This is a genomic window from Streptomyces sp. BK239, from assembly GCF_004217285.1.
Taxonomy (GTDB): Bacteria; Actinomycetota; Actinomycetes; order Streptomycetales; family Streptomycetaceae; genus Streptomyces.
Genome location: NZ_SHKS01000004.1, coordinates 118,740 through 138,583 on the forward strand (window position 1 = coordinate 118,740; position 19,844 = coordinate 138,583).

A 19,844-nucleotide genomic window follows, 5' to 3' on the forward strand; every position below is an offset into this window, starting at 1 on the left:
GTCGCCGTCATGAACGCCACCACCGCACGCGGCTCCCTGCTCGCCGCGCTCGCCTGCCTCCTCGTCGGCGGCTCCTTCACAGCCAACAGCGTCCTCGGCTCCTACCCGTACGCGGGCGGACAGGCCCTGCGCTACGGCCTCGCCTGTCTGCTGCTCGTCCCCCTCGCCGGCCCTGGCGCCGGGGCTCGACTGCGCGCGCTGACAGCTCGTCAGTGGGCCCGTCTCACCCTGCTGGCCGCCGCGGGCATGGTGGGCTTCAACCTCGCCGTCCTCGCCGCCGAACGCTCCGCCGAGCCCGCCGTCCCCGGCGTCTTCGTGGGCTGCGCGCCGGTCGTCGTGGCGGTCATGGTGCCGCTGATGGAGGGGCGACGGCCGCGCCGGACGGTTCTGTGCGGGGCGGCGCTGGTGGCGATGGGCGCCTTCACCGTGCAGGGCTGGGGCCGTACGGACTCGGCCGGCATCGCCTGGTCCCTGTGCGCACTGGCCGGGGAGGTCGGCTTCGCGGTGCTGGCAGTGCCCCTGCTGCGGCCGCTGGGCCCACGGCTGCTGTCCGCGACGGTGTGCGGGCTCGCCGCCGTCGAGTCGGCGGCGCTCGGGGCGGTCCTCGACGGCGGCGCGTGGCTGCGCCGGCCCGACGCCGGTGAGACCGCCGCGCTGCTGTGGCAGGCGGTGGTCGTCACCGTCGTCGGCTTCGTGTGCTGGTACATGGGCATGCAGCGGATCGGCGCCGAGCGCGCCACGCTGTTCTCCGGTCTCATCCCGGTCGCCGCCGCCGGTACCGCGCCGCTGGCCGGCACGGGATCCTACGGCCTCGCCCAGGCCGCCGGCAGCGCCCTCGTGGGAGCCGGAGTCGCCCTGGGCGCGGGTGTGCTGGCCCGGAGGCGCGGGGCGTCGCCGGCGACCGGTCGGGGGCCGAGGGGGTCAGCGGCTGCCGTCGAGGAGCACGCGGGCGACGAGTGCCGGGTCGTCGTTCATCGGGCAGTGACCGCAGCCCGGCAGCCGCACCAGGCGGGCCTGCGGGATGATCTGCTTGGCCCGGATGCCCTGGCGGCGCACCAGGAGCCAGTCCCGGGTGCCCCAGGCGACGGTGACGGGTATGCCGGGGACGTCGTCGGTGAACTTGACGCTCGTGCCCGCCCGCAGGGTCTCGTCGAACCCGGTGGCCCCGGCCAGCGCCAGCGTCTCGGCGACCACGGCCTCCGGTGAACGGCGGCCCGGGCGGGCGTAGATGGTGCTGGTGAGGGCCGTACGGCCGGCCGCCGACCGCGACAGCCGCTGGACCATCGGCAACGGCATCCGCTGGGAGAGGTGGCGCATGGTCAGCAGGATGCCGAAGGCGTAACGGCGCTCCGCCTCCGACCAGAACCCCGCCGGGGACAGCGCGGTGACGGACCGTACGCGCTTCTCCCGGCCGAGTTCCAGCGCCAGCAGACCGCCCAGCGAGTTGCCCGCGACATGGGGGCGTTCCAGCTCCAGAGCCTCGCAGAAGGCGCCGAACACCGACGTGGTGGTGGACAGGTCGTAGGAGAGCCCCTCGGGCAGCCCCGGGGACGCGCCGAAGCCGGGCAGGTCCACGCTGATCACGTCCCGCTCGGTGGCCAGGATGTCCAGCACCGGGTCCCAGGCCTGCCGGTGGTGCCCGATGCCGTGCAGCAGGAGCAACGGCTCGCCGCGCCCGGCGCGCGCGTAGGACACGGTGACGGGCTGTGGGCCGCTGGGGGAGGGGACCGTGAAGGAGACGGTGGCGGCGGACATGGCGGTGCTCCTCGTCTGAACGGGCTGAACGGTCGAACTGGTCTGGCTGGTCGCTCTGGTCCAACGGCGTTAGTGGCTGGGCGAGTTCGGGGAAGGTGCGCATGCGGCGGACGGGTGCGGGCGGCCGGTGGGGCCGTGGCCGGGCGTCGCGTAGACAGCTTGTCAGCAATTGCTACCGACGGGTAGCCCCCGGCGGCGCTCCGTCTGGACACCGGCTGCTCCGTCGGATGGGATGGCTCGGTGACCACAGACACCGCGACCGAGGTTTTCGAGGAGCACCGGCCGCTGCTGCTGGGCGTCGCCTACCGCATGCTCGGCCGCGTCGCCGACGCCGAGGACGTCGTCCAGGACGCCTGGCTGCGCTGGTCCGCCGCCGGCCGCGCCGACGTGAGCCGGCCGCGCGCCTACCTGGTGCGGATCGTCACCCGCCTCGCCCTGGACCGCCTGACCCGCGTCAAGTCCCGCGACGAGGCCTACATCGGCCCCTGGCTGCCCGAGCCGTACCTGACCGACTTCGGCGACACCGTCCCGGACACCGCCGAGCGTGCCGTGCTCGCCGACTCGGTCTCGCTCGCCGTCCTCGTCGTCCTGGAGTCCCTGTCGCCCCTGGAGCGCGCGGTGTTCGTCCTGCGGGAGGCCTTCGGCTACCCCTACGCCGAGATCGCCGCCGTCCTCGACCGCTCCGAGCCGGCGGTGCGTCAGCTGGCCGGCCGGGCGCGCCGGCACGTCGAGGAGCGGCGGCCCCGCTTCACCGTGGATCCCGCCCAGCGGCGCGAACTCACCGAACGGTTCCTCGCCGCGGCCACGGAGGGCGACCTGGAGGGGCTGATGGCGCTGCTCGCTCCGGACGCCCGGCTCGTCGGCGACGGCGGCGGCAAGGTCCAGGCGTCGCTGCGGGTGCTCCGGAGCGCGGACCACGTCGCCCGGTTCATCGTCGGCGTCGCCCGCAGGGGCCTTCCCGACGCCTCGTTCCGCTTCCTCGAGGTCAACGGCGGACCCGCCGTGCTGACCCTGTCCGGAGGCGAGCCGGACACCGTCCTCCAGCTCGACGTGGCCGACGGCCGAGTCCGGGTCGTCTACGTCATCCGCAACCCGGACAAGCTGCACGCCCTGCGGTCGTGAATCCGGATTACTTACCGTCAATTCCCTTACGACGCACCCCGTTTCATTGCGGCTGTTTTGCCGCCGTGTCTACGGAAAGGGCCGGGTGCGAACGCTCCGTAAACGCTTACCCCTCCTGTTCCCTTGGGCTTCGAAAGCGTTCGAAGATTGATCTTGACCGTGGATGGGGGCCGCCTTATGGTCGCAGACAAGTGCAACAACCCTTAATAAACAAGGGCACGAAAACACCGCCTGCCACGGCGATCGCGAAGGACAGGGTGGGGACCTTGCAAGCGGAGAACAGGGTGGGGACCTTGCGACTGGAGACGGTGCCCGAGCCGAAGTACTGGCATCTCAAGACCGTGCTCACCGAGGCGCTGGACTCGGAGTTCGCCGTGGGCGAGGTCCTGCCCAACGAGCGTGCGCTGGCCGCCCGTTTCGGGGTCGCCCGCGCCACGCTGCGCCAGGCCCTGGAGCAGCTCGAACTGGAAGGCCGCCTCCAGCGCCGCCGGGGAGTCGGCACCACGGTCGCGCCGCCCCGCGTGGACGTCGGAGCGGAACGGAACGGCTGGCCCGGCGCGCCCGGTGACACGTGGAACCCGGTCGACTGCGCGCTCGCCGTACCGCCGGCGGCCGTCGCCGACGCCCTGGGCGCCGACCGCGACGAGCCCGTGCACATCGTGCGCCGCTCCCGGGTCTCCCACGGCCGGCCCCTCGCCGCCGAACTGCTCTACGTCCCACAGGCGTCGGTGCCCGAGCTGACCGCGATCGACGCCCCCTCCGGCCCGGCACGCGCGCGTGCGGTGCTGCGCGAACTGCAGCACCTGGAGCTGGAGAGCCAGGACCGGGCCGTGGAGCTGGGCTCGGCCCGCGCGGACGACGCCAAGGAACTCGACCGGCTGCCCGGCGCACCCGTCCTCGTCGTCACCACCCGCTTCTTCGCCGGGGGCCGCACCGCCGCGCTCTCCGCGGCCACCTACCGCGCGGACACCTGCCGGCTGACGTTCGGCGCGTCGGGCGGCGTGGAGATCCACCACGACGACCCCGCACGCCGCGCCTCCTGACGGTCCGTCATAAACCCTTGGGGCTCAGGCGTGCCCCCGCCGGTGACCGGCCCGTCACCGTCCCCTCCACCGCGAACAGCTGCTCCTCGACGTGGTCGAGAGCCAGCCGCAGCGCGCCCGTCGCCACGGCCGCCTCGCCGAGCATCGAGAGCGCCACCCGCGGCGGGCGCAGGCAGTAGCGCGCCAACTCCCGCCGCAGCGGATCCAGTACGCCGTCCAGTCCCGCCGCCCAGCCGCCGACCACCACCAACTCCGGGTCCAGGGCCAGGACCAGCGCGGCCACGTCGTGCACGAGCCGCTGCAGGAAGCGCTCCACGGCCGCCCCGGCCCGCCGGTCGCCCTCGCGTGCCTGCGCGAACACCTGCGTGACCGCCTGCTCGTCCAGCGGATGCAGCGGCTCGCCCGTCGTGGACAGCAGGGTCTCCGGCGTGACTCCCCGCCCCAGCAGGTGCAGCGCGCCGATCTCGCCGGCCGCCCCGCCGTACCCCCGGTGCAGCCGTCCCCCGATCAGCGAACCGGCGCCCGGACTCAGCCCCGCCAGCACGAACACCACGTCGTCGGAACCGACGGCGGCGCCCTTCCAGTGCTCGGCCACGGCCGCCGCGTTGGCGTCGTTCTCCACCAGCACCGGGCACCTGAAGGAACGGCCCAGCCGCTCGCCCAGCCGCAGCCCCGTCCACTCGGGCAGCGCGGTGCCCAACCGCACCGTCCCGTCGGCCTCCACGATGCCGGGTGTGCCGACGCCCACGGCCCGCAGCGAACCGCGCGGCACGCCCGCCCGGCGCAGCAGCTCCGCCACCGCCGTGCGCAGCCGCTCCAGCCGCTCGTCGGCGGGGGCGCTCTCGTCGACCTCCGTGGCCTGCGCGCCCAGCACCCGCCCGTCCAGGTCGGACAGCAGCGCGGCCACGCGGTGCGCCCCGATCTCCAGGCCCAGCAGATGGCCGGCCTCCGCCCGGAACCTGAACCGGCGAGCCGGCCGCCCCTGCCGCCGGGCGGCGCCCTCCTCGGCCGCCTTCTCGACGACGAGCCCGGCCCCGATGAGGTCCTCCACGACCCCCTCGACGGTCGGCCGGGACAGCCCGGTGGCCCGTGTGATCTCCGTGAGCGTCGCGCAGTCGGCGGCACGCAGCTCGTGCAGCACCACCGCGGAATTGATCCTTCGCAACAGCGAGGGATCCCCGCCGGTCAGCCGCCCCAACGTCCGTCCTCCCAGCTCGCGCGCGTATGGGCCGGATCGTACTCGGCGCCGCGAACCCCGACGAGCACGAAATCGACACGAACCGCGCCCCGCGCTCCTGCCGACTCCCCGGGCCCCCCGGCGCCTCCTCAGCCCACCCCCACGAACCCCGACTCGTACGCCGTGATCACCGCCTGCGTACGGTCCCGCGCCCCGAGCTTCGCCAGGACGGCGCTCACATGCGACTTGACCGTCTCCGCCCCGACGACAAGCCGCGCCGCGATCTCCGCGTTGGACAGCCCGCGCGCCATCAGCCGCAGCACCTCGGCCTCCCGCTCGGTCAGCCGGGCCCGCTCCAGCACGTCCCGGGCCGCACGGTTGCCGCCCCCGTCGCCGTGCTCGGCGGCGAGCCGCCGCACCGAGGCCGGGAACAGCAGCGACTCGCCCTCGGCGACCAGCCGCACCGCGTGCACGATCTCCGCCGGCCGCGCCCGCTTCAGCAGGAAGCCGTCCGCGCCCGCGCGCAGCGCCTCGTACACGTACTCGTCGTTCTCGAAGGTCGTCACGACCAGGATCTTCGGCGGGCGGTCCACCGTCCGCAGCAACGCGCGCGTGGCCTCGATGCCGTCCATCAACGGCATCCGCACGTCCATGGCGACCACGTCGGGCCGCAGCGTCCGCACCAGCGGGATCACCGCCGCCCCGTCCGCCGCCTCCCCGACGACCTCGATGTCGGGCTGGGCGGACAGCACGGCACGCAACCCCGCGCGGACCAGGGGCTCGTCATCCACGAGCAGTACGGAAACCGGCACCCGCACAGCTTAGAGTCCCCCGCGATCTGCCTGATCGTCAGCTCAGCGGCAGCTCCGCGCGCACCTGCCAGTCGCCGGCGTCCGGGCCCGTCGACGCGTGGCCGCCGAGCAGCGCCGCCCGCTCGCGTATCCCGCGCAGCCCGCTGCCCCGCCCGGGCCCGGTGACGGCGGCCGTCAGCGGATTGCGGACCTCCAGGGTCAGCACGTCCGCCGCGGCATGGACGCGGACCCGCACCGGCACCGCGCCCGCGTGCCGCAGCACGTTCGTCAGCGCCTCCTGGAGGATGCGGTAACCCTCGCGGGACACGGGCCCCGGCACCGCCTCCACAGCACCCGTCACCTCCGCGTCCACGTTCGCCCCGGACGTCCGCGCCGACTCCAGCAGACGGTCGGCCTCGGCCAGCGTCGGCCGCCCGCTCACCGGCCGCTCCGCCTCGCGCAGCACCCCGAGCACCCGCTCCAGGTCCTCCAGCGCGGCCCGGCCGGTCTCCTCGATCGCGCCGAGCGCCCGGTCCGTGAACTCCGGGTCGCCCGTAGCCCGCGCGGCGCCCGCCTGCACCACCGCCACCGTCAGCGCGTGGCCGATCGAGTCGTGCAGCTCCCGCGCGATGCGGTTGCGCTCCAGAAGCTGCTCCGTGCGCTCCTCCAGGGCGGCGAGCCGCTCGCCGGCGGACGGGCCGAGGAGCCACCGGGCGACGGCGGTGACCGCCTCGCCCATGCCGACGACGACCGCGCCGAGCGTGAGGAGGGGGAGCGGCGCGAGCAGCGCGTACCACCAGTGCGGGGCCGCGTCCGCGAGGACCGGGACGTCGTCGTGCGCCCGCCCGCGCGCGGCCGCCACCAGCTCCAGCGCCAGGACGGGCAGCCAGACGCAGGCCACCGCCGTCACCCCGCCCAACACCATGCGCGCTTCCAGCCACAGCACCGTCCGCAGCCGGTCCCGCCAGGCCGTCGCCGGCGACACCGAGAACCCGGGGTCGCGCTCACCGGGCGTCAACAGCAGCTCCGCCTGCACCCCTTCGCCCCGGCGCACCGCCGGAATCAGCCCGACCGGCACCAGCATCAGCGCGGGCACCCACGGCTTCGACGAGTCGATGAACATCCAGATGCTCAGCAACAGCATCGGCACCCACAGATGCACCAGCCGTGTGTACGTCGTCCCCCGCAGCAGCGGGCGCAGGAAGCGGCCCATGCGCACATGGTGACAGCCGCCACCGACAACCGGCCTCCCCCGAGCGGGGGAGACGGACTCCACCCGCGGGGGAGGCCCCGGCCCCGGCCGGGCGGCCACAGTGAGCCCATGACCAGCATCGACGTCCGCGACCTCACCAAGGAGTTCGGCCCACGGCGGGCAGTGGACCGGCTCACCTTCCGCGTCCTGCCCGGCCGCGTGACCGGCTTCCTCGGCCCCAACGGCGCCGGCAAGTCCACCACGCTGCGCCTCGTCCTCGGCCTGGACCGCCCGACCTCAGGGACCGCCACCCTCGACGGCCGCCCCTACGCCGCCCTCGACGAGCCGCTGCGCCATGTCGGCGCGCTGCTCGACGCGCAGGCCCCGCACGGCTCCCGGACCGGCCGGGACCACCTGCGCGCCCTCGCCGCGAGCAACCGCATCCCCGCGCGCAGGGTGGACGAGGTGCTGGAGGAGACCGGCCTCGCCCCGGCCGCCCGCCGCCGCGTCAAGACGTACTCCCTCGGCATGCGCCAGCGCCTCGGCATCGCGGCCGCCCTGCTCGGCGACCCCGCGGTGGTGCTGCTCGACGAGCCGTCCAACGGCCTCGACCCGGAAGGCATCATCTGGATCCGCGGACTGCTGCGCCGGCTCGCGGCGGAGGGGCGCACGGTGCTGGTGTCCAGCCACCTGATGAGCGAGACCGCCTCCTTCGCCGACCACCTCGTCGTCCTCGGCCGGGGCCGCCTCCTCGCCGACACCCCCCTGCGGGACTTCATCGACGCGCGCGTACGCCCCCGGGTACGGGTCCGCACCAGCGACCCCGACGCGCTCGGCAAGGCCCTGGCCCGGCACGGCCACGACGGCGTCGCCCACGGGGAAGGGCACTTCACCGTCGACCACGCGCGCGTGGACGACATCGGCCGCCTGGCGTCCGAGGCGGGTGTCCCGCTGCTCGAACTGACCGCCGAGGAAGGCACGCTGGAACAGGCCTACCTCGATCTGACCGCCGCCGACACCGAGTTCGTGGCCCAGCCGCAGGAGGCCTGACCATGGCGTTCGCTCCCGCCCTCCACGCCGAGTGGATCAAGATCCGTACGCTGCGCTCGCAACTCGGCGGACTGAGCGCGATCCTGCTCGCCACCGTCGCGTTCTCGGCGCTCGCCGCGGCCGAATCGGGCGACGACCCGGCCGACGCGTTCGACCCGCTGTTCTCCGTCTACTTCGGCGTCAACTTCGGCCAGATCGCGGCGATCGCCTTCGCGACGACGGCCGTGTCCGCCGAGTTCCACGGCGGGGCCCTGCGGGTGTCCCTGGCCGCCGTGCCGCACAGGGGCCGCTGGTTCGCCGCCAAGCTCACGGCGATCGCCCTGCCCGTCCTCGCGGTCGGCCTCGCCACCGGCCTTCTGGCCCTGGTCGTGGGCAGCGCCGCGCTCGGGGACGACGCCGACGCGATCGGCACGGGCGAAGGACTGCGCGCCGCCGTCGGATGCGGGCTCTACCTCACCCTGCTGGCCCTGTTCGCCGCCGGCCTGACGGCCGTCCTGCGCAGCGGCGTCGCCACGCTCAGCATTCTCATCCCGTTCCTGCTGATCGTGTCCTTCGTGGTCGGCGACGTGTCCGGCAACGCCGCCGACTTCCTTCCCGACCGGGCCGGCCAGACGGTGCTGCACAGCACGTGGGAGGGCACCCTCGGCCCGTGGTCAGGGCTGGCGGTGACCGCGCTGTGGACGGCGGCGGCCCTCGCGGCGGGCGCCTGGCGGCTGCGGCGAAGGGACGCCTGAGGCAGCCGGTCGCTGACGCCCGGCCAATTGTCAGTGGCGGCCGCTTTACTGGAGCACATGGACATCGCGCGCTGCCTCGACACCATCGACCTGCTGTGCACCCGGGGCTTCCCCGCGGAGCACGGCAGGACGGACGTGGGCACCGCCGGTCCGGAGGGTCTGGTCGCCGAATTAACGACCAGCGACGACTTCTGGGAGGACGACGGGACGCGATGGGAGGAGACACAGGCCCAGTACGACGCCGACCGGGACGGTCTCACCCAGCGGCTGACCGACCGCTGGGGCCCGCCGCACCACATCAGTCTGGCGAGCCTCTTGGAACGCTCGCTGGACGGCGAGGACATACCCGAGCCCTGGGGCTCGCTCAGCGCTCACGTGCCGGACGTCCATCTGTGGCAACTGCCGGGCAAGGCGCGCTGGTTGGCCCTGGGGGTGTCGCAGTGGGACAAGGAGCTGCCGTTCCAGCTCCTCGCCGTCGTCACCGAGACGGATCCGCCGTGACCGCGGGGGGCGCCTCGGCCGCCAGCCGCAGCCGCTCGAACTCCTCCGCCATCGTCGCCGTCGTCCAATGGGCGTTGAGCCCGCTGGGGTTCGGCAGCACCCACACACGCGTGTCCCCGATGAGCCGCTCCTGCGGACCCACCCGGGCGCCGCGGTCGTCGAACGCCGCCCGGTAGGCGGTGACCCCGACCACGGCCAGCCAGCGCGGCTTCAGCCGGACGACCTTCTCCGCCAGCAGCCGGCCGCCCTCGCGGTACTCCTCGGCCGTCAGCTCGTCGGCCCGCGCACTCGCCCGCGCGACCAAGTTCGTGATGCCCAGACCGTACGTCAGCAGCTCCTCCTGCTCCGCGGGCTTGAGCAGCCTCGGCGTGAAGCCGGAGCGGTGCAGCACGGGCCAGAAGCGGTTGCCGGGGCGGGCGAAGTGGTGCCCGGTCGCCGCCGTCATCAGCCCCGGGTTGATGCCGCAGAACAGCACGCGAAGGCCGCTCGCGACCACGTCCGGGACGAGACGGTCGCGCGCGGCCTCCAGCTCCGCCTGGGTGAAGCGGCTCAGAGGATCGCTCCGGGCGTGTAACCGGCGGCCTCGGGCCGCTGCTTGACGATCTCCTCGATCCGGGCGACCACGACGCCCACCTGGTCGGCGGCGGCGCCCGTGAAGGACAGCTTGTCCGCCATCAGCGCGTCCAGCTCCGCGCGGTCCAGCGGGATGCGGTCGTCGGCGGCGAGCTTGTCGAGCAGTTCGTTGCGCTCGACGCCCTGCTCGCGCATCGCCAGCGCGGAGGCGACCGCGTTCTCCTTGATCGCCTCGTGCGCGAGCTCACGGCCGACCCCGGCGCGCACCGCGCCCATCAGGACCTTGGTGGTCGCGAGGAACGGCAGGTAGCGGTCCAGCTCACGGGCGACGACGGCCGGGAAGGCGCCGAACTCGTCGAGCACCGTCAGGAACGTCTCCAGCAGCCCGTCCAGCGCGAAGAACGCGTCCGGCAGCGCGACCCGGCGCACCACCGAGCACGACACGTCGCCCTCGTTCCACTGGTCGCCCGCCAGCTCGCCCGTCATCGACGCGTACCCGCGCAGGATGACCATGAGGCCGTTGACGCGCTCGCAGGACCGCGTGTTCATCTTGTGCGGCATCGCCGACGAGCCGACCTGGCCCGGCTTGAAGCCCTCGGTCACCAGCTCGTGCCCGGCCATCAGCCGGATCGTCTTCGCCAGCGACGACGGACCCGCCGCCAGCTGCACCAGCGCGGTCACGACGTCGTAGTCCAGCGAGCGCGGGTAGACCTGGCCGACCGAGGTGAACGCCTGCGAGAAGCCCAGGTGACCGGCGATGCGGTCCTCCAGCTCGGCCAGCTTGCCCGCGTCGCCGCCCAGCAGGTCCAGCATGTCCTGCGCGGTGCCGACCGGGCCCTTGATCCCGCGCAGCGGGTAGCGGCCGAGCAGCTCCTCGATACGGCCGTACGCCACGAGGAGCTCGTCGGCGGCGGTCGCGAAACGCTTGCCGAGGGTGGTGGCCTGCGCGGCCACGTTGTGCGAGCGGCCGGCCATGACCAGCTCGCCGTACTCGCCGGCGAGCTTGCCCAGCCGGGCCAGGACGGCCACCGCGCGGTCGCGGATCAGCTCCAGCGACAGCCGGACCTGGAGCTGCTCGACGTTCTCCGTCAGGTCGCGCGAGGTCATGCCCTTGTGGACCTGCTCGTGCCCGGCGAGGTCGTTGAACTCCTCGATGCGGGCCTTCACATCGTGCCGGGTGACCTTCTCGCGCTCGGCGATCGAGGCCAGGTCGACGGTGTCGAGGACACGCTCGTAGTCGGCGATCGCCGCGTCCGGCACCTCGATCCCGAGGTCCTTCTGCGCCCGCAGCACGGCGAGCCAGAGCTGACGCTCCAGCTTCACCTTCTGCTCGGGCGACCAGAGCGTGGCGAGCTCGGCGGAGGCGTAGCGTCCGGCGAGGACGTTCGGGATGCGGGGCTTGGCGGGAGCGGAAGTCACGTGCACGGAGTCTACTGGCGATTCGTGCAGGCCAGCGCCGCGGGTTCGTTCGGCGGAACCTACGAGACCCAGGTCACCCGGCCGTGACCGCCGGGGCACTAGGCGGTGGGCGGCTCGTACGGGAGCAGGTCCGGGCGTTTGGGCGGCAGGCCGTCGCCGGAGGAGCGGCCGGTGAGGCGGCGGCCTATCCACGGCAGCAGGTACTGCCGGGCGAACCGGGCGTCCTCGGCCCGTCGCAGCAGCCAGCCCGGCGGCAGCGTCGCCGGCATCGGCGTCCGCCACTCGGTGTCCTCCGGGTCGTGTCCGAGGCCCTGCCAGACCGCCTCGGCGACCCGGCGGTGGCCCTCGGCGGACAGGTGGAGCCGGTCCACGTCCCACATCCGCGGGTCGCTCAGGGACGGGGCGCCGTACAGGTCGACGACGAGCGCGCCGTGCCGGGCGGCCAGGTCGTCGACGCAGGCGAACAGGTCCTCCATGCGCGGGCGGAACCGCTCCAGCACCGGGCCCTGCCGGCCGGGGCTGCGCATCAGCACCAGCTGCTTGCAGGCCGGGGCCAGCGTCTCCACGGCCTCGGTCAGCAGGGCGCGCACCCGGCCCATGTCGCACTTGGGGCGCAGTGTGTCGTTGAGGCCGCCGACGAGGGTGATCACATCGGCGCCCATGGCGGCGGCCACGGGCACCTGCTCCTCGACGATCTGACCGATCAGCTTGCCCCGCACCGCGAGGTTGGCGTAGCGGAAGCCGGGCGTGCGGGCGGCCATCCGTCCCGCGAGGAGATCGGCCCAGCCCCGGTAGGTCCCGTCGGGCAGCAGGTCCGACATCCCCTCGGTGAAGGAGTCGCCGACCGCGACCAGGCTGGAGTACGGGGGTGTGGTGTTCGTCTGCATGGCGTCAGCGATGGTAACCCGCAGCCATACCCGCCGGTCGGTCGCCCCGGGCGCAAGGGCCGCCAGGGCGCGGGACCTCCTGGGGGCGCCCCTGAAGGGCACCCCCGGGGCCGCCTCTCAGACCCGCTGTCCGAACAGCTCCCGCAGGACGTCCTCCATGGTCACCAGGCCCGCCAGACGGCCGTCGCCGCCCAGCACCGCCGCCAGGTGGGTGCGGCTGCCGCGCATCGCGGTCAGCACGTCGTCCATGGGGGTCGCCTCCCGCACGCGCGCGATGGGCCGCAGGTCGCGTACACGGAACGGTATGTTCCGCGGTGAGGCGTCCAGCGCGTCCTTCACATGCAGGTAGCCCACGATCCGACGCTGCTCGTCCACGACCGGGAAGCGGGAGAACCCGGACTCGGCGGCCAGCTCCTCCAGCTCCTCCGGGGTGACGCCCACGCGCGCGTACACGACGCGCTCCAGCGGCATGACGACGTCCCGCACCGGCCGCCGGCCCAGCTCGAGGGCGTCGTGCAGCCGTTCCTGGGCGCGGTCGTCCAGGAGGCCGGCCTCGCCCGCGTCCTTGACGATCTGGGCCAGCTCCGCGTCCGAGAACGTGGCCGTGACCTCGTCCTTGGTCTCGATCCGCAGCAGCTTCAGCAGCGCGTTGGCGAACGCGTTGATCGCGAAGATCACCGGCTTCAGCGCCCGGGAGAGCGCCACCAGGGGCGGGCCGAGCAGCAGCGCGCTGCGCACCGGCTCGGCGAGCGCGATGTTCTTCGGCACCATCTCGCCGAGCAGCATGTGCAGATACGTCGCCAGGGTCAGCGCGATCACGAAGGACACCGCGTGACCGGCGCCCTCGGGCACGCCGACCGCGTGGAACACCGGCTCCAGCAGATGCGCGATCGCCGGTTCGGCGACCACGCCGAGGACCAGCGTGCACAGCGTGATGCCGAGCTGCGCGGCGGCCATCAGCGCGGACACGTGCTCCAGCCCCCACAGCACGCTCTTGGCCCGCCGGTCGCCCTCTTCGGCGTACGGCTCGATCTGGGAGCGGCGCACGGAGATCAGCGCGAACTCGGCGCCCACGAAGAAGGCGTTGACGACGAGGGTCGCCAGGCCGATCAGCAACTGGACGGCGGTCACTTGCCGACCTCCTGTTCCGACTGTTCCGTGGCGTCCTCGACCGGCGCGTGCAGCAGCACCCGCGCGGCCCTGCGTCCGGACGCGTCCACCACGTCCATGCGCCAGCCGCCGACCTCCACCCGGTCGCCGACTGCCGGGATGCGGCCCAGTTCGGTGGCGACGAGCCCGGCGAGCGTCTCGTACGGCCCCTCGGGGGCGGTCAGTCCCACGCGGGAGAGCTGATCGGTGCGGGCGGCGCCGTCGGCGGAGTACAGCACGCGGCCCTCCTCGTCCTTGCCCGCCGGGGCCAGGTCGGGCGTCTCGTGCGGGTCGTGCTCGTCGCGGACCTCGCCGACGACCTCCTCGACGATGTCCTCCAGCGTCGCGACGCCCGCGGTGCCGCCGTACTCGTCGATGACCACGGCCATCGTCCGCCGGCCGGACAGCCGGTCCAGCAGCCGGTCCACGGTGAGCGACTCGGGCACCAGCAGCGGTTCGCGCATGATCTCGGCGACCGGCACGCGCGTGCGGCGCTCCGCGGCGACCGCCAGGACGTCCTTGACGTGGGCGGTGCCGACCACCGTGTCCAGGTTGCCCCGGTAGACCGGGAAGCGGGACAGACCGGTGGCGCGGGTCGCGTTCGCGACGTCCTCGCAGGTCGCCTGGGCCTCCAGGGCGATGACCTGGACGCGCGGAGTCATCACGTTCTCCGCGGTCAGGTCGGCCAGGTTCAGCGTGCGCACGAACAGCTCGGCGGTGTCGGCCTCCAGTGCGCCCTGCTTGGCGGAGTGCCGGGCCAGCGCGGCCAGCTCCTGGGGGCTGCGGGCGGAGGCCAGCTCCTCGGCGGGCTCCAGACCGAAGCGGCGTACGACGCGGTTGGCGGTGTTGTTGAGATGGGTGATGAAGGGGCGGAACGCGGCGCTGAACCAGCGCTGGGCGTTGCCCACCCCCTTGGCCACCGTCAGCGGCGAGGAGATCGCCCAGTTCTTGGGCACGAGTTCGCCGACGACCATCAGGAACACGGTCGACAGGGCGGTGCCCAGCACCAGCGCGACCGAACTCGCCGCGCCGCTCGACAGGCCGACGGACTCCAGCGGCCCGGAGATCAGCTTGGCGATCGACGGCTCGGCGAGCATGCCGACGACCAGGTTGGTGACGGTGATGCCGAGCTGGGCGCCGGAGAGCTGGAAGGTGAGGTTGCGGACGGCTTCGAGGGCGCCCGCCGCGCCGCGCTCGCCGCGCTCGACGGCGCGTTCCAGTTCGCCGCGCTCGACCGTGGTGAGCGAGAACTCGGCGGCGACGAACGCGCCGCACGCGAGCGACAGCAGGATCGCCACCAGCAGCAGGACGACTTCCATCATCGGGTCACCTCCGTCCCATCGTCGGCCAGGGCAAGGAGGAGTGCGCGATGTCGGATACTGGGAGGCTCGCCCATGGGCGGACGCTCACACCTTTCGTCGAGGTCGAAGAGGGACCTTGAAGGTCCACACGGTCCCCCAAGGGTAAAGGATCGGCAAAGCGGCGGTGAGTGCGGTCTCCTTCGCCGCGTACCCCGCCGCGCGCCCCGCATGATGCGCCGTCCGCACCGACCGCGACCATGGCGTCCACGCCCCGCCCGCGCGGCCCGCGACCACCGCGTCCACGCCCCGCCCGCAAGGCCGCGCCCGGCGGGGCCCTACAGCGGCTTGACCCAGCGCCGCCAGTGGTCCTCCCGCTGGTAGCCGGCCGCGTCCCAGGTGTGGTGAGCCCGTTCGTTGGCCTCCAGGACCATCGCGTCGACCCGTCGCCCGCCCAGGGCGGCGAACCGTCGCTCGGCCGCTTCCAGCAGGGCGGTGGCGATGCCCTGCCGGCGATGGCCGGGGTGGACGGCCAGGCGGTACGCGGAGCACCGCCACCCGTCGAACCCGGCTATGACCGTGCCGGCGAGAAGGCCGTCGCGCTCCGCGAGGAGCAGCGCCTCCGGGTCCCTCACGATGAGCCGCGCCACGCCGTCGTGGTCGTCGCTGATGCTCGTCCCCTCGGCGGCCTCGCGCCAGAAGCGCAGCACGGTGTCGATGTCGGCGAGGGTGGCGTGGCGGATGTGGAGATCGCTCATGGGGCGAGCCAAGCAGAGCGCCCGCCCGTCTGGCGAACCGTTTCCGCGCGCGCCGGTGAGGCGTCACACCGTCCGCGAGCTGCCGCCTGCCGGATCAGTCCCGACGGCCCACGTGACGGTGCAGCACACGGCAGGCGCGGGCGGTGCCGTCCTCGGCCGCCAGCGCCCGGCCGAGCCGGCCCGCCGCCTCGGCGTAGGGGGCGTGCCGGGTGAGGGCGCGCAGACGGCCGGCGAGGGCGGCCACGGTCAGTTCCCGGGCCGGCAAGGGGGCGGGCCCCGCGCCGAGATCGCGCACCCGCGCCGCCCAGTACGTCTGGTCGCCGAAGAAGGGGCAGGTGAGGGAGGGCCGGCCGGCCCGCAGCGCCGAGGCCGTCGTGCCCGCCCCGCCGTGGTGGACGACCGCGGCCGTCCGCGGAAACAGCCAGTCGTGAGGGGTGTCGCCGACCACGAGCATGTCGTCCTCGCTGGTGGCGGGATCGCCGGCGAGCACCCCGCGCAGCCCCTCGCGACGCAGCGCCGCCCGCACGACGGCGTCGGTCGCCTCCGGGTCGCCGGTCCTCATGCTGCCGAACCCGACGTAGACGGGCGGGGGCCCGTCGGCCAGGAAGTCCAGGAGCCGCCGCGGTGGACGCCACTGCGGCTGTTCGTGGTGCCAGTAACCCGTCACATGGACGTTCGGCCGCCAGTCGGACGGCCGCGGCACCACCACGGGACTGAACGCGCAGAGCACGGGCGCGCGTCGCGCCTGCCGGAACGCGGCCGCCGGGGACAGCTCCGGCAGGCCGAGACTCTCCCGGCGCCACGCGTTGACGTACTTCCGGCACACGAGCCATGAACCGGCGTCCACCGCGTCGAAGCTGAGCCGGTTGCCCCAGCCTCCCAGTGCCCGGGCCGCGGGCGCGACCGGGTGAGGGAAGGCCTTCGTCGGCTGGCTCGGCTGGAAGTGGACGACGGCGTGCGGGACTTGGAGGTGCTGGCTCAGATGGACGCCGAGGAAGGCGAAGGTGGGCGCCAGCACCAGATCGGCCCCCTTCGCGCCCACCGCCGTCTGCTCCAGCATCGGCGTCATGAGGGGGCGCAGCAGCCTGTCCATACCGCGGATGAACGCCACCGGGTTGCCTCGCCCGGTGAGCAGCTCCTGACCCTCGGGGGACTCGACCAGTTCCGCGGGATCGGCCGGCAGGGCGTGGAACTCCAGCCCCGCCTCCGCGATCAGCGGCTGGTAGCGCGCGCTGGCGAGGATCCTGACGGTGTCGCCCTGACGCGTCAGTGCCCGCCCCAGTGCCAGGCAGGGCTGGACATCGCCCCGCGACCCCCCGGCGAAGATCACCACTGTGCGCGGCATGCCGTTCCTCTTTCCGGTTGTGCCGAAGTGACGGGCGTCCGGTGGTGCCGCTGCGACGAGCCGGACGGGCCCGCCGGACCCGTCACCCGATCGGCAGCCCCCGGGACAGGGTGAGAGATCCATTACAGAACAAATGGTGCAAGCATGTGGAAAATGCCACCCCTTGCGGGAGGGAAAGCTGATGCCACGGACCATGGCCCACGTCGCTGCGGCAGCGCTCGGCGCGGGATTCGCCCTCAACGCGGTACGGCTCGACCGCCGGCTGGCCGGGCTGCGCCCGCTGGAGCCTTCGGCGGAGCCGCCCTCCCCGGACTTCCGGTTCGCCTTGGCCTCCGGCGTGCGGCTGGACGACGAGACGCGCCGCGCCGCCTGTGCCTTCGCCTCCCGCGAAGGGCTCAAGGTGCTCGATCTGGTGCCGGGCGACCTGCCCACGGAGGAGCTGCTCGACTTCGCCCGTCTGGTGGACACACGCTCCTTCCGGCGCGACAGGCTCGCCTTCGGACGCAGCGCCCTGCACGCCGTCGTCGTGGAGGCGTCCGTGCTGGAGCGGCTCGGCAGACCTCTCCCCGCCGGCACGGACCTCTCCGGGCTGTCCGCCGCGGAACTGACCGACCTGCTCGGGTCGCTGAAGAAGTGCGCGCCGAACACGACCGGGTTCGCGCTCGCGCCCGGACTGCGCGGCGTCCGCCGCACCGCCCGTGAACGGGTCGCCGCACGGCCGGACAACACCTTCGTGCCGCTGCCGGCCGTCCTGGCCGCGCGCCTGGCCGCAGGCGCCCTCACCCTCGCCTGCCTCGCGACCGCCCCGGCCTGGGGGACGGCCGCACTGGCCGGATACGCACTGCAGCCGGCCCTGGTACGCGGCTTCGGGAGGACGCGCGCCGACCGGTACCGCGCCGCGCTGCTCAGGCCCGTACGCGGTCCGGGCGACTGGCTGCGCACGGCGCGGGCCGTGCACGCCCTGCGAGGGCCGGCCGACCCCCATGCCGGGCTCCGGCCGCGGTACCAGGCGGAGATCGCCCGCGGCCTGGAGCGGTTCTTCGAGCCGCGCCGCGGCTCCTGCCCGTGGTGCGGCTCGTCCGACCTGAGACACCGGGTGACGGCACGGGACATGTACCAGGGAAAGCCGGGCCGGTTCACCCTGGAGGAGTGCGGGGGCTGCGGCCACACCTTCCAGAACCCGCGGCTGAACCCGGACGGCCTCGACTTCTACTACCGCGACTGCTACGACGGCGTCGGCGAGCGGCAGATGGAGAAGGTGTTCGCCTTCCAGGGCCCCGCCTACCGCGCCCGCGCCCGGCTGCTGCCCACTCACACCGCGCCCCGGACCTGGCTGGACGTGGGCGCGGGGCACGGACACTTCTGCCTCGTCGCCCAGGACGTGTGGCCGGGGACCGTCTTTCACGGACTGGACCGCAGCGACGCCGTGGAGCGGGCCGCGCGGTACGGCTGGGTGCACCGGAGCCACCGAGGAGGCTTCCCCGAACTCGCCGAAGGGCTGGAAGGCGCCTACGACGTGGTGAGCATGTTCCACTACCTGGAGCACACCCTCGACCCCCGGGCCGAGCTGGAGGCGGCTCGCAAGGTCCTCAAGCCGGGCGGGCACCTGGTGATCGAGGTACCCGACCCGCAGAGCTCCCTCGGCCGGCTGCTGGGCCGCCACTGGATCCCCTGGATGCAGCCGCAGCACGTGCACCTGATGCCCTTCACCAATCTCGAACAGGCGCTGCTGGAGCGGGGTTTCGTCACGGTGGCCGAGCAGCGCGTCACCGGACGGCCGGGCGGGGACTTCTGCGGCGCCGTCGTGGAGCGATTCCGCTCCTGGACGCCCAGTCCCCGCCACCCGTGGTCGCGCACACCCCCGTCCCGGGGCCGCGCCCTCGCCCACGCGGCCATCTGGACGACCTCCGTCCCGCTGTTCGCCGCGGCGGCCGCGGCCGACGTCGCCGTCGCCCCCTTCCTGGGGGCGCTGCGAGGCGGGCAGGCCTACCGGATCCTCGCCCGCAAGGAGGAGTGACCCGCCTCACCGGCACGGTCGGCCCGGCTGCCGAGAGAGCCCATCAGCGCGGGCCAGATGTAGTGCAGTTCCTTGCGCCAGTACGCCCAGGAATGCGTCCCCGGCGCGTACATGTGCGTCGTGACCCGCACCCGTTCCTCGCGCAGCGACGCGGCGAACTTCTTGATCTGCGCCGGGAGCGCCGCCTCGCCCAACACGCTCGCCAGCACCACGTCAGGGGCGCGGCCCAGGTCCATCGGTCCGGGAACGCTGTTGCCCACGGACAGATGGACGCGCGTCCCGCGGAAGGAGCGCGGCATGGCGGCGGGGTTGTGGAACCGCCAGACGTCGGCGTTGCGCACCGGGTCGCCCCAGACCTTCTTCATGTCGACGCCGACCCGCTGGGAGCCGAGCCCGATGGCCAGACGCACGGCGGGGTCGTCGAGGTCCACGTACGAACTCATCGCCGCCGCGTACCGGAACAGCCCGCGGTGGTGTGCCGCGTAGTTGAGCGCCCCGAACCCGCCCATGGACAGCCCCACCACGGCGCGGGAGGAACTGGCCCGGTACTCCTTCTCCATGAGCCGCACGAGTTCGCGGGTGTGAAAGGTCTCCCACCGGGGAGGGCCGGCGAACCAGTCGCTGTAGTAGCCGTCCTTTCCCGCGTCGGGCATGACGACGATCACGTCGGACTTCCGCGCCAGCTCTTCCAGGTCCGTCTCGCGCGTCCAGGCCGTGTAGTTGTCGTCACCGCCGTGGAGCATGTAGAGAACCGGGAAGGTGGCTTTCGGCCTCCGCTCCCAGTTCGCGGGAAGAATGACGCGGACCGGAATGGACTTGCCCATGGCCGGTGAACTGACCGTGATGTCGCGCGTCCGCTCGTCGAGCGTCTTCACGGCAGTGACACGGGCCTCCGCACGGGGAGACCCGGGCGTGCCTTCCCGGTCCCGCGCGACGGCGTCCGTCTCGGCCGAGACGAGAGCTGCCACGAGCCCCAGGCACACCAGATTCGTTTTCGCACACTTCGCAAGAGAGAGCCACACGGCTCGGAGCA

At 73.5% G+C, this 19,844-nt stretch carries 18 protein-coding genes and 1 pseudogene; 7 read left to right on the forward strand and 12 right to left on the reverse strand.

Going from position 1 to position 19,844, the window contains the following annotated elements:
• Positions 1–9: 9 nt before the first annotated feature.
• A pseudogene (locus tag EV567_RS14080) lies at positions 10–846 on the forward strand (EamA family transporter); the annotation flags it as partial.
• 75 nt (positions 847–921) lie between these two features.
• On the opposite strand, the gene EV567_RS14085 reads toward EV567_RS14080, so the two are convergent.
• Positions 922–1,755, reverse strand: a complete 834-nt coding sequence (locus EV567_RS14085; RefSeq protein WP_130439833.1) for an alpha/beta fold hydrolase — start codon at positions 1,753–1,755, stop codon at positions 922–924.
• A gap of 240 nt (positions 1,756–1,995) precedes the next feature.
• Between EV567_RS14085 and EV567_RS14090 the strand changes: the two genes are divergently transcribed.
• Together EV567_RS14090 and EV567_RS14095 are read left to right on the forward strand one after the other, a co-directional pair.
• Entirely contained in the window at positions 1,996–2,877 is an 882-nt protein-coding gene (locus EV567_RS14090) for an RNA polymerase sigma-70 factor (protein WP_130439835.1), read from the forward strand.
• A gap of 284 nt (positions 2,878–3,161) precedes the next feature.
• On the forward strand, positions 3,162–3,920 hold the full coding sequence (locus tag EV567_RS14095; protein WP_130439837.1) for a GntR family transcriptional regulator: 759 nt from the start codon (positions 3,162–3,164) through the stop codon (positions 3,918–3,920).
• A 7-nt stretch (positions 3,921–3,927) separates the two neighbouring features.
• Here the strand turns inward: EV567_RS14095 and EV567_RS14100 are convergent, their stop codons facing one another.
• The 3 genes from EV567_RS14100 to EV567_RS14110 form a co-directional block, all read right to left on the reverse strand.
• Positions 3,928–5,118 carry an ROK family transcriptional regulator gene (locus EV567_RS14100; protein ID WP_130439839.1) on the reverse strand — a complete coding sequence of 397 codons (1,191 nt, stop codon included), beginning with the start codon at positions 5,116–5,118 and terminating at the stop codon, positions 3,928–3,930.
• A gap of 128 nt (positions 5,119–5,246) precedes the next feature.
• Complete coding sequence (locus EV567_RS14105) at positions 5,247–5,909, reverse strand: response regulator transcription factor (protein ID WP_130439841.1); 663 nt, start codon at positions 5,907–5,909, stop codon at positions 5,247–5,249.
• A 37-nt stretch (positions 5,910–5,946) separates the two neighbouring features.
• The gene (locus tag EV567_RS14110; protein WP_130439843.1) at positions 5,947–7,101 is read right to left on the reverse strand and encodes a sensor histidine kinase; all 1,155 of its coding nucleotides are present in this window, start codon (positions 7,099–7,101) and stop codon (positions 5,947–5,949) included.
• 108 nt (positions 7,102–7,209) lie between these two features.
• Here EV567_RS14110 and EV567_RS14115 point away from each other — a divergent pair, with 108 nt between their 5' ends.
• Genes EV567_RS14115 through EV567_RS14125 form a run of 3 tightly spaced genes read left to right on the forward strand, consistent with a single transcriptional unit; the run spans position 7,210 to position 9,365 of the window.
• Positions 7,210–8,130, forward strand: a complete 921-nt coding sequence (locus tag EV567_RS14115) for an ATP-binding cassette domain-containing protein (protein WP_130439845.1) — start codon at positions 7,210–7,212, stop codon at positions 8,128–8,130.
• A 2-nt stretch (positions 8,131–8,132) separates the two neighbouring features.
• The gene (locus EV567_RS14120; protein WP_130439847.1) at positions 8,133–8,864 is read left to right on the forward strand and encodes an ABC transporter permease subunit; all 732 of its coding nucleotides are present in this window, start codon (positions 8,133–8,135) and stop codon (positions 8,862–8,864) included.
• 57 nt (positions 8,865–8,921) lie between these two features.
• Complete coding sequence (locus EV567_RS14125) at positions 8,922–9,365, forward strand: hypothetical protein (protein WP_130439849.1); 444 nt, start codon at positions 8,922–8,924, stop codon at positions 9,363–9,365.
• Here EV567_RS14125 and mug read toward each other — a convergent pair.
• The 7 genes from mug to EV567_RS14160 all read right to left on the reverse strand — a co-directional run bounded on the left by mug (position 9,343) and on the right by EV567_RS14160 (position 16,794).
• The gene (gene mug / locus EV567_RS14130) at positions 9,343–9,918 is read right to left on the reverse strand and encodes a G/U mismatch-specific DNA glycosylase (protein WP_130439851.1); all 576 of its coding nucleotides are present in this window, start codon (positions 9,916–9,918) and stop codon (positions 9,343–9,345) included. The two genes, EV567_RS14125 and mug, sit on opposite strands and share 23 nt — an antisense overlap.
• Positions 9,915–11,357, reverse strand: coding sequence for an adenylosuccinate lyase (gene purB / locus EV567_RS14135; RefSeq protein ID WP_130439853.1), 1,443 nt, complete (start codon positions 11,355–11,357; stop codon positions 9,915–9,917). The genes mug and purB overlap by 4 nt, the downstream gene beginning before the upstream one ends.
• A 98-nt stretch (positions 11,358–11,455) precedes the next feature.
• On the reverse strand, positions 11,456–12,244 hold the full coding sequence (locus tag EV567_RS14140) for an SGNH/GDSL hydrolase family protein (RefSeq protein ID WP_130439855.1): 789 nt from the start codon (positions 12,242–12,244) through the stop codon (positions 11,456–11,458).
• A 117-nt stretch (positions 12,245–12,361) separates the two neighbouring features.
• Positions 12,362–13,375 carry a hemolysin family protein gene (locus EV567_RS14145; protein WP_130439857.1) on the reverse strand — a complete coding sequence of 338 codons (1,014 nt, stop codon included), beginning with the start codon at positions 13,373–13,375 and terminating at the stop codon, positions 12,362–12,364.
• Positions 13,372–14,715 (reverse strand): hemolysin family protein, encoded by a 1,344-nt coding sequence (locus EV567_RS14150; RefSeq protein ID WP_130439859.1) that lies wholly within the window; start codon positions 14,713–14,715, stop codon positions 13,372–13,374. The genes EV567_RS14145 and EV567_RS14150 overlap by 4 nt, the downstream gene beginning before the upstream one ends.
• 314 nt (positions 14,716–15,029) lie before the next feature.
• Positions 15,030–15,449: a GNAT family N-acetyltransferase gene (locus EV567_RS14155; protein WP_130439861.1), complete on the reverse strand. Its 420-nt coding sequence runs from the start codon at positions 15,447–15,449 to the stop codon at positions 15,030–15,032.
• A gap of 94 nt (positions 15,450–15,543) precedes the next feature.
• Complete coding sequence (locus tag EV567_RS14160; protein ID WP_130439863.1) at positions 15,544–16,794, reverse strand: glycosyltransferase; 1,251 nt, start codon at positions 16,792–16,794, stop codon at positions 15,544–15,546.
• Between the two features lie 193 nt (positions 16,795–16,987).
• Between EV567_RS14160 and EV567_RS14165 the strand changes: the two genes are divergently transcribed.
• Complete coding sequence (locus EV567_RS14165) at positions 16,988–18,811, forward strand: class I SAM-dependent methyltransferase (RefSeq protein ID WP_130439865.1); 1,824 nt, start codon at positions 16,988–16,990, stop codon at positions 18,809–18,811.
• Here the strand turns inward: EV567_RS14165 and EV567_RS14170 are convergent.
• Positions 18,781–19,779, reverse strand: coding sequence for an alpha/beta hydrolase family protein (locus tag EV567_RS14170; protein ID WP_165430377.1), 999 nt, complete (start codon positions 19,777–19,779; stop codon positions 18,781–18,783). The genes EV567_RS14165 and EV567_RS14170 overlap by 31 nt on opposite strands.
• Positions 19,780–19,844 lie beyond the last annotated feature (65 nt).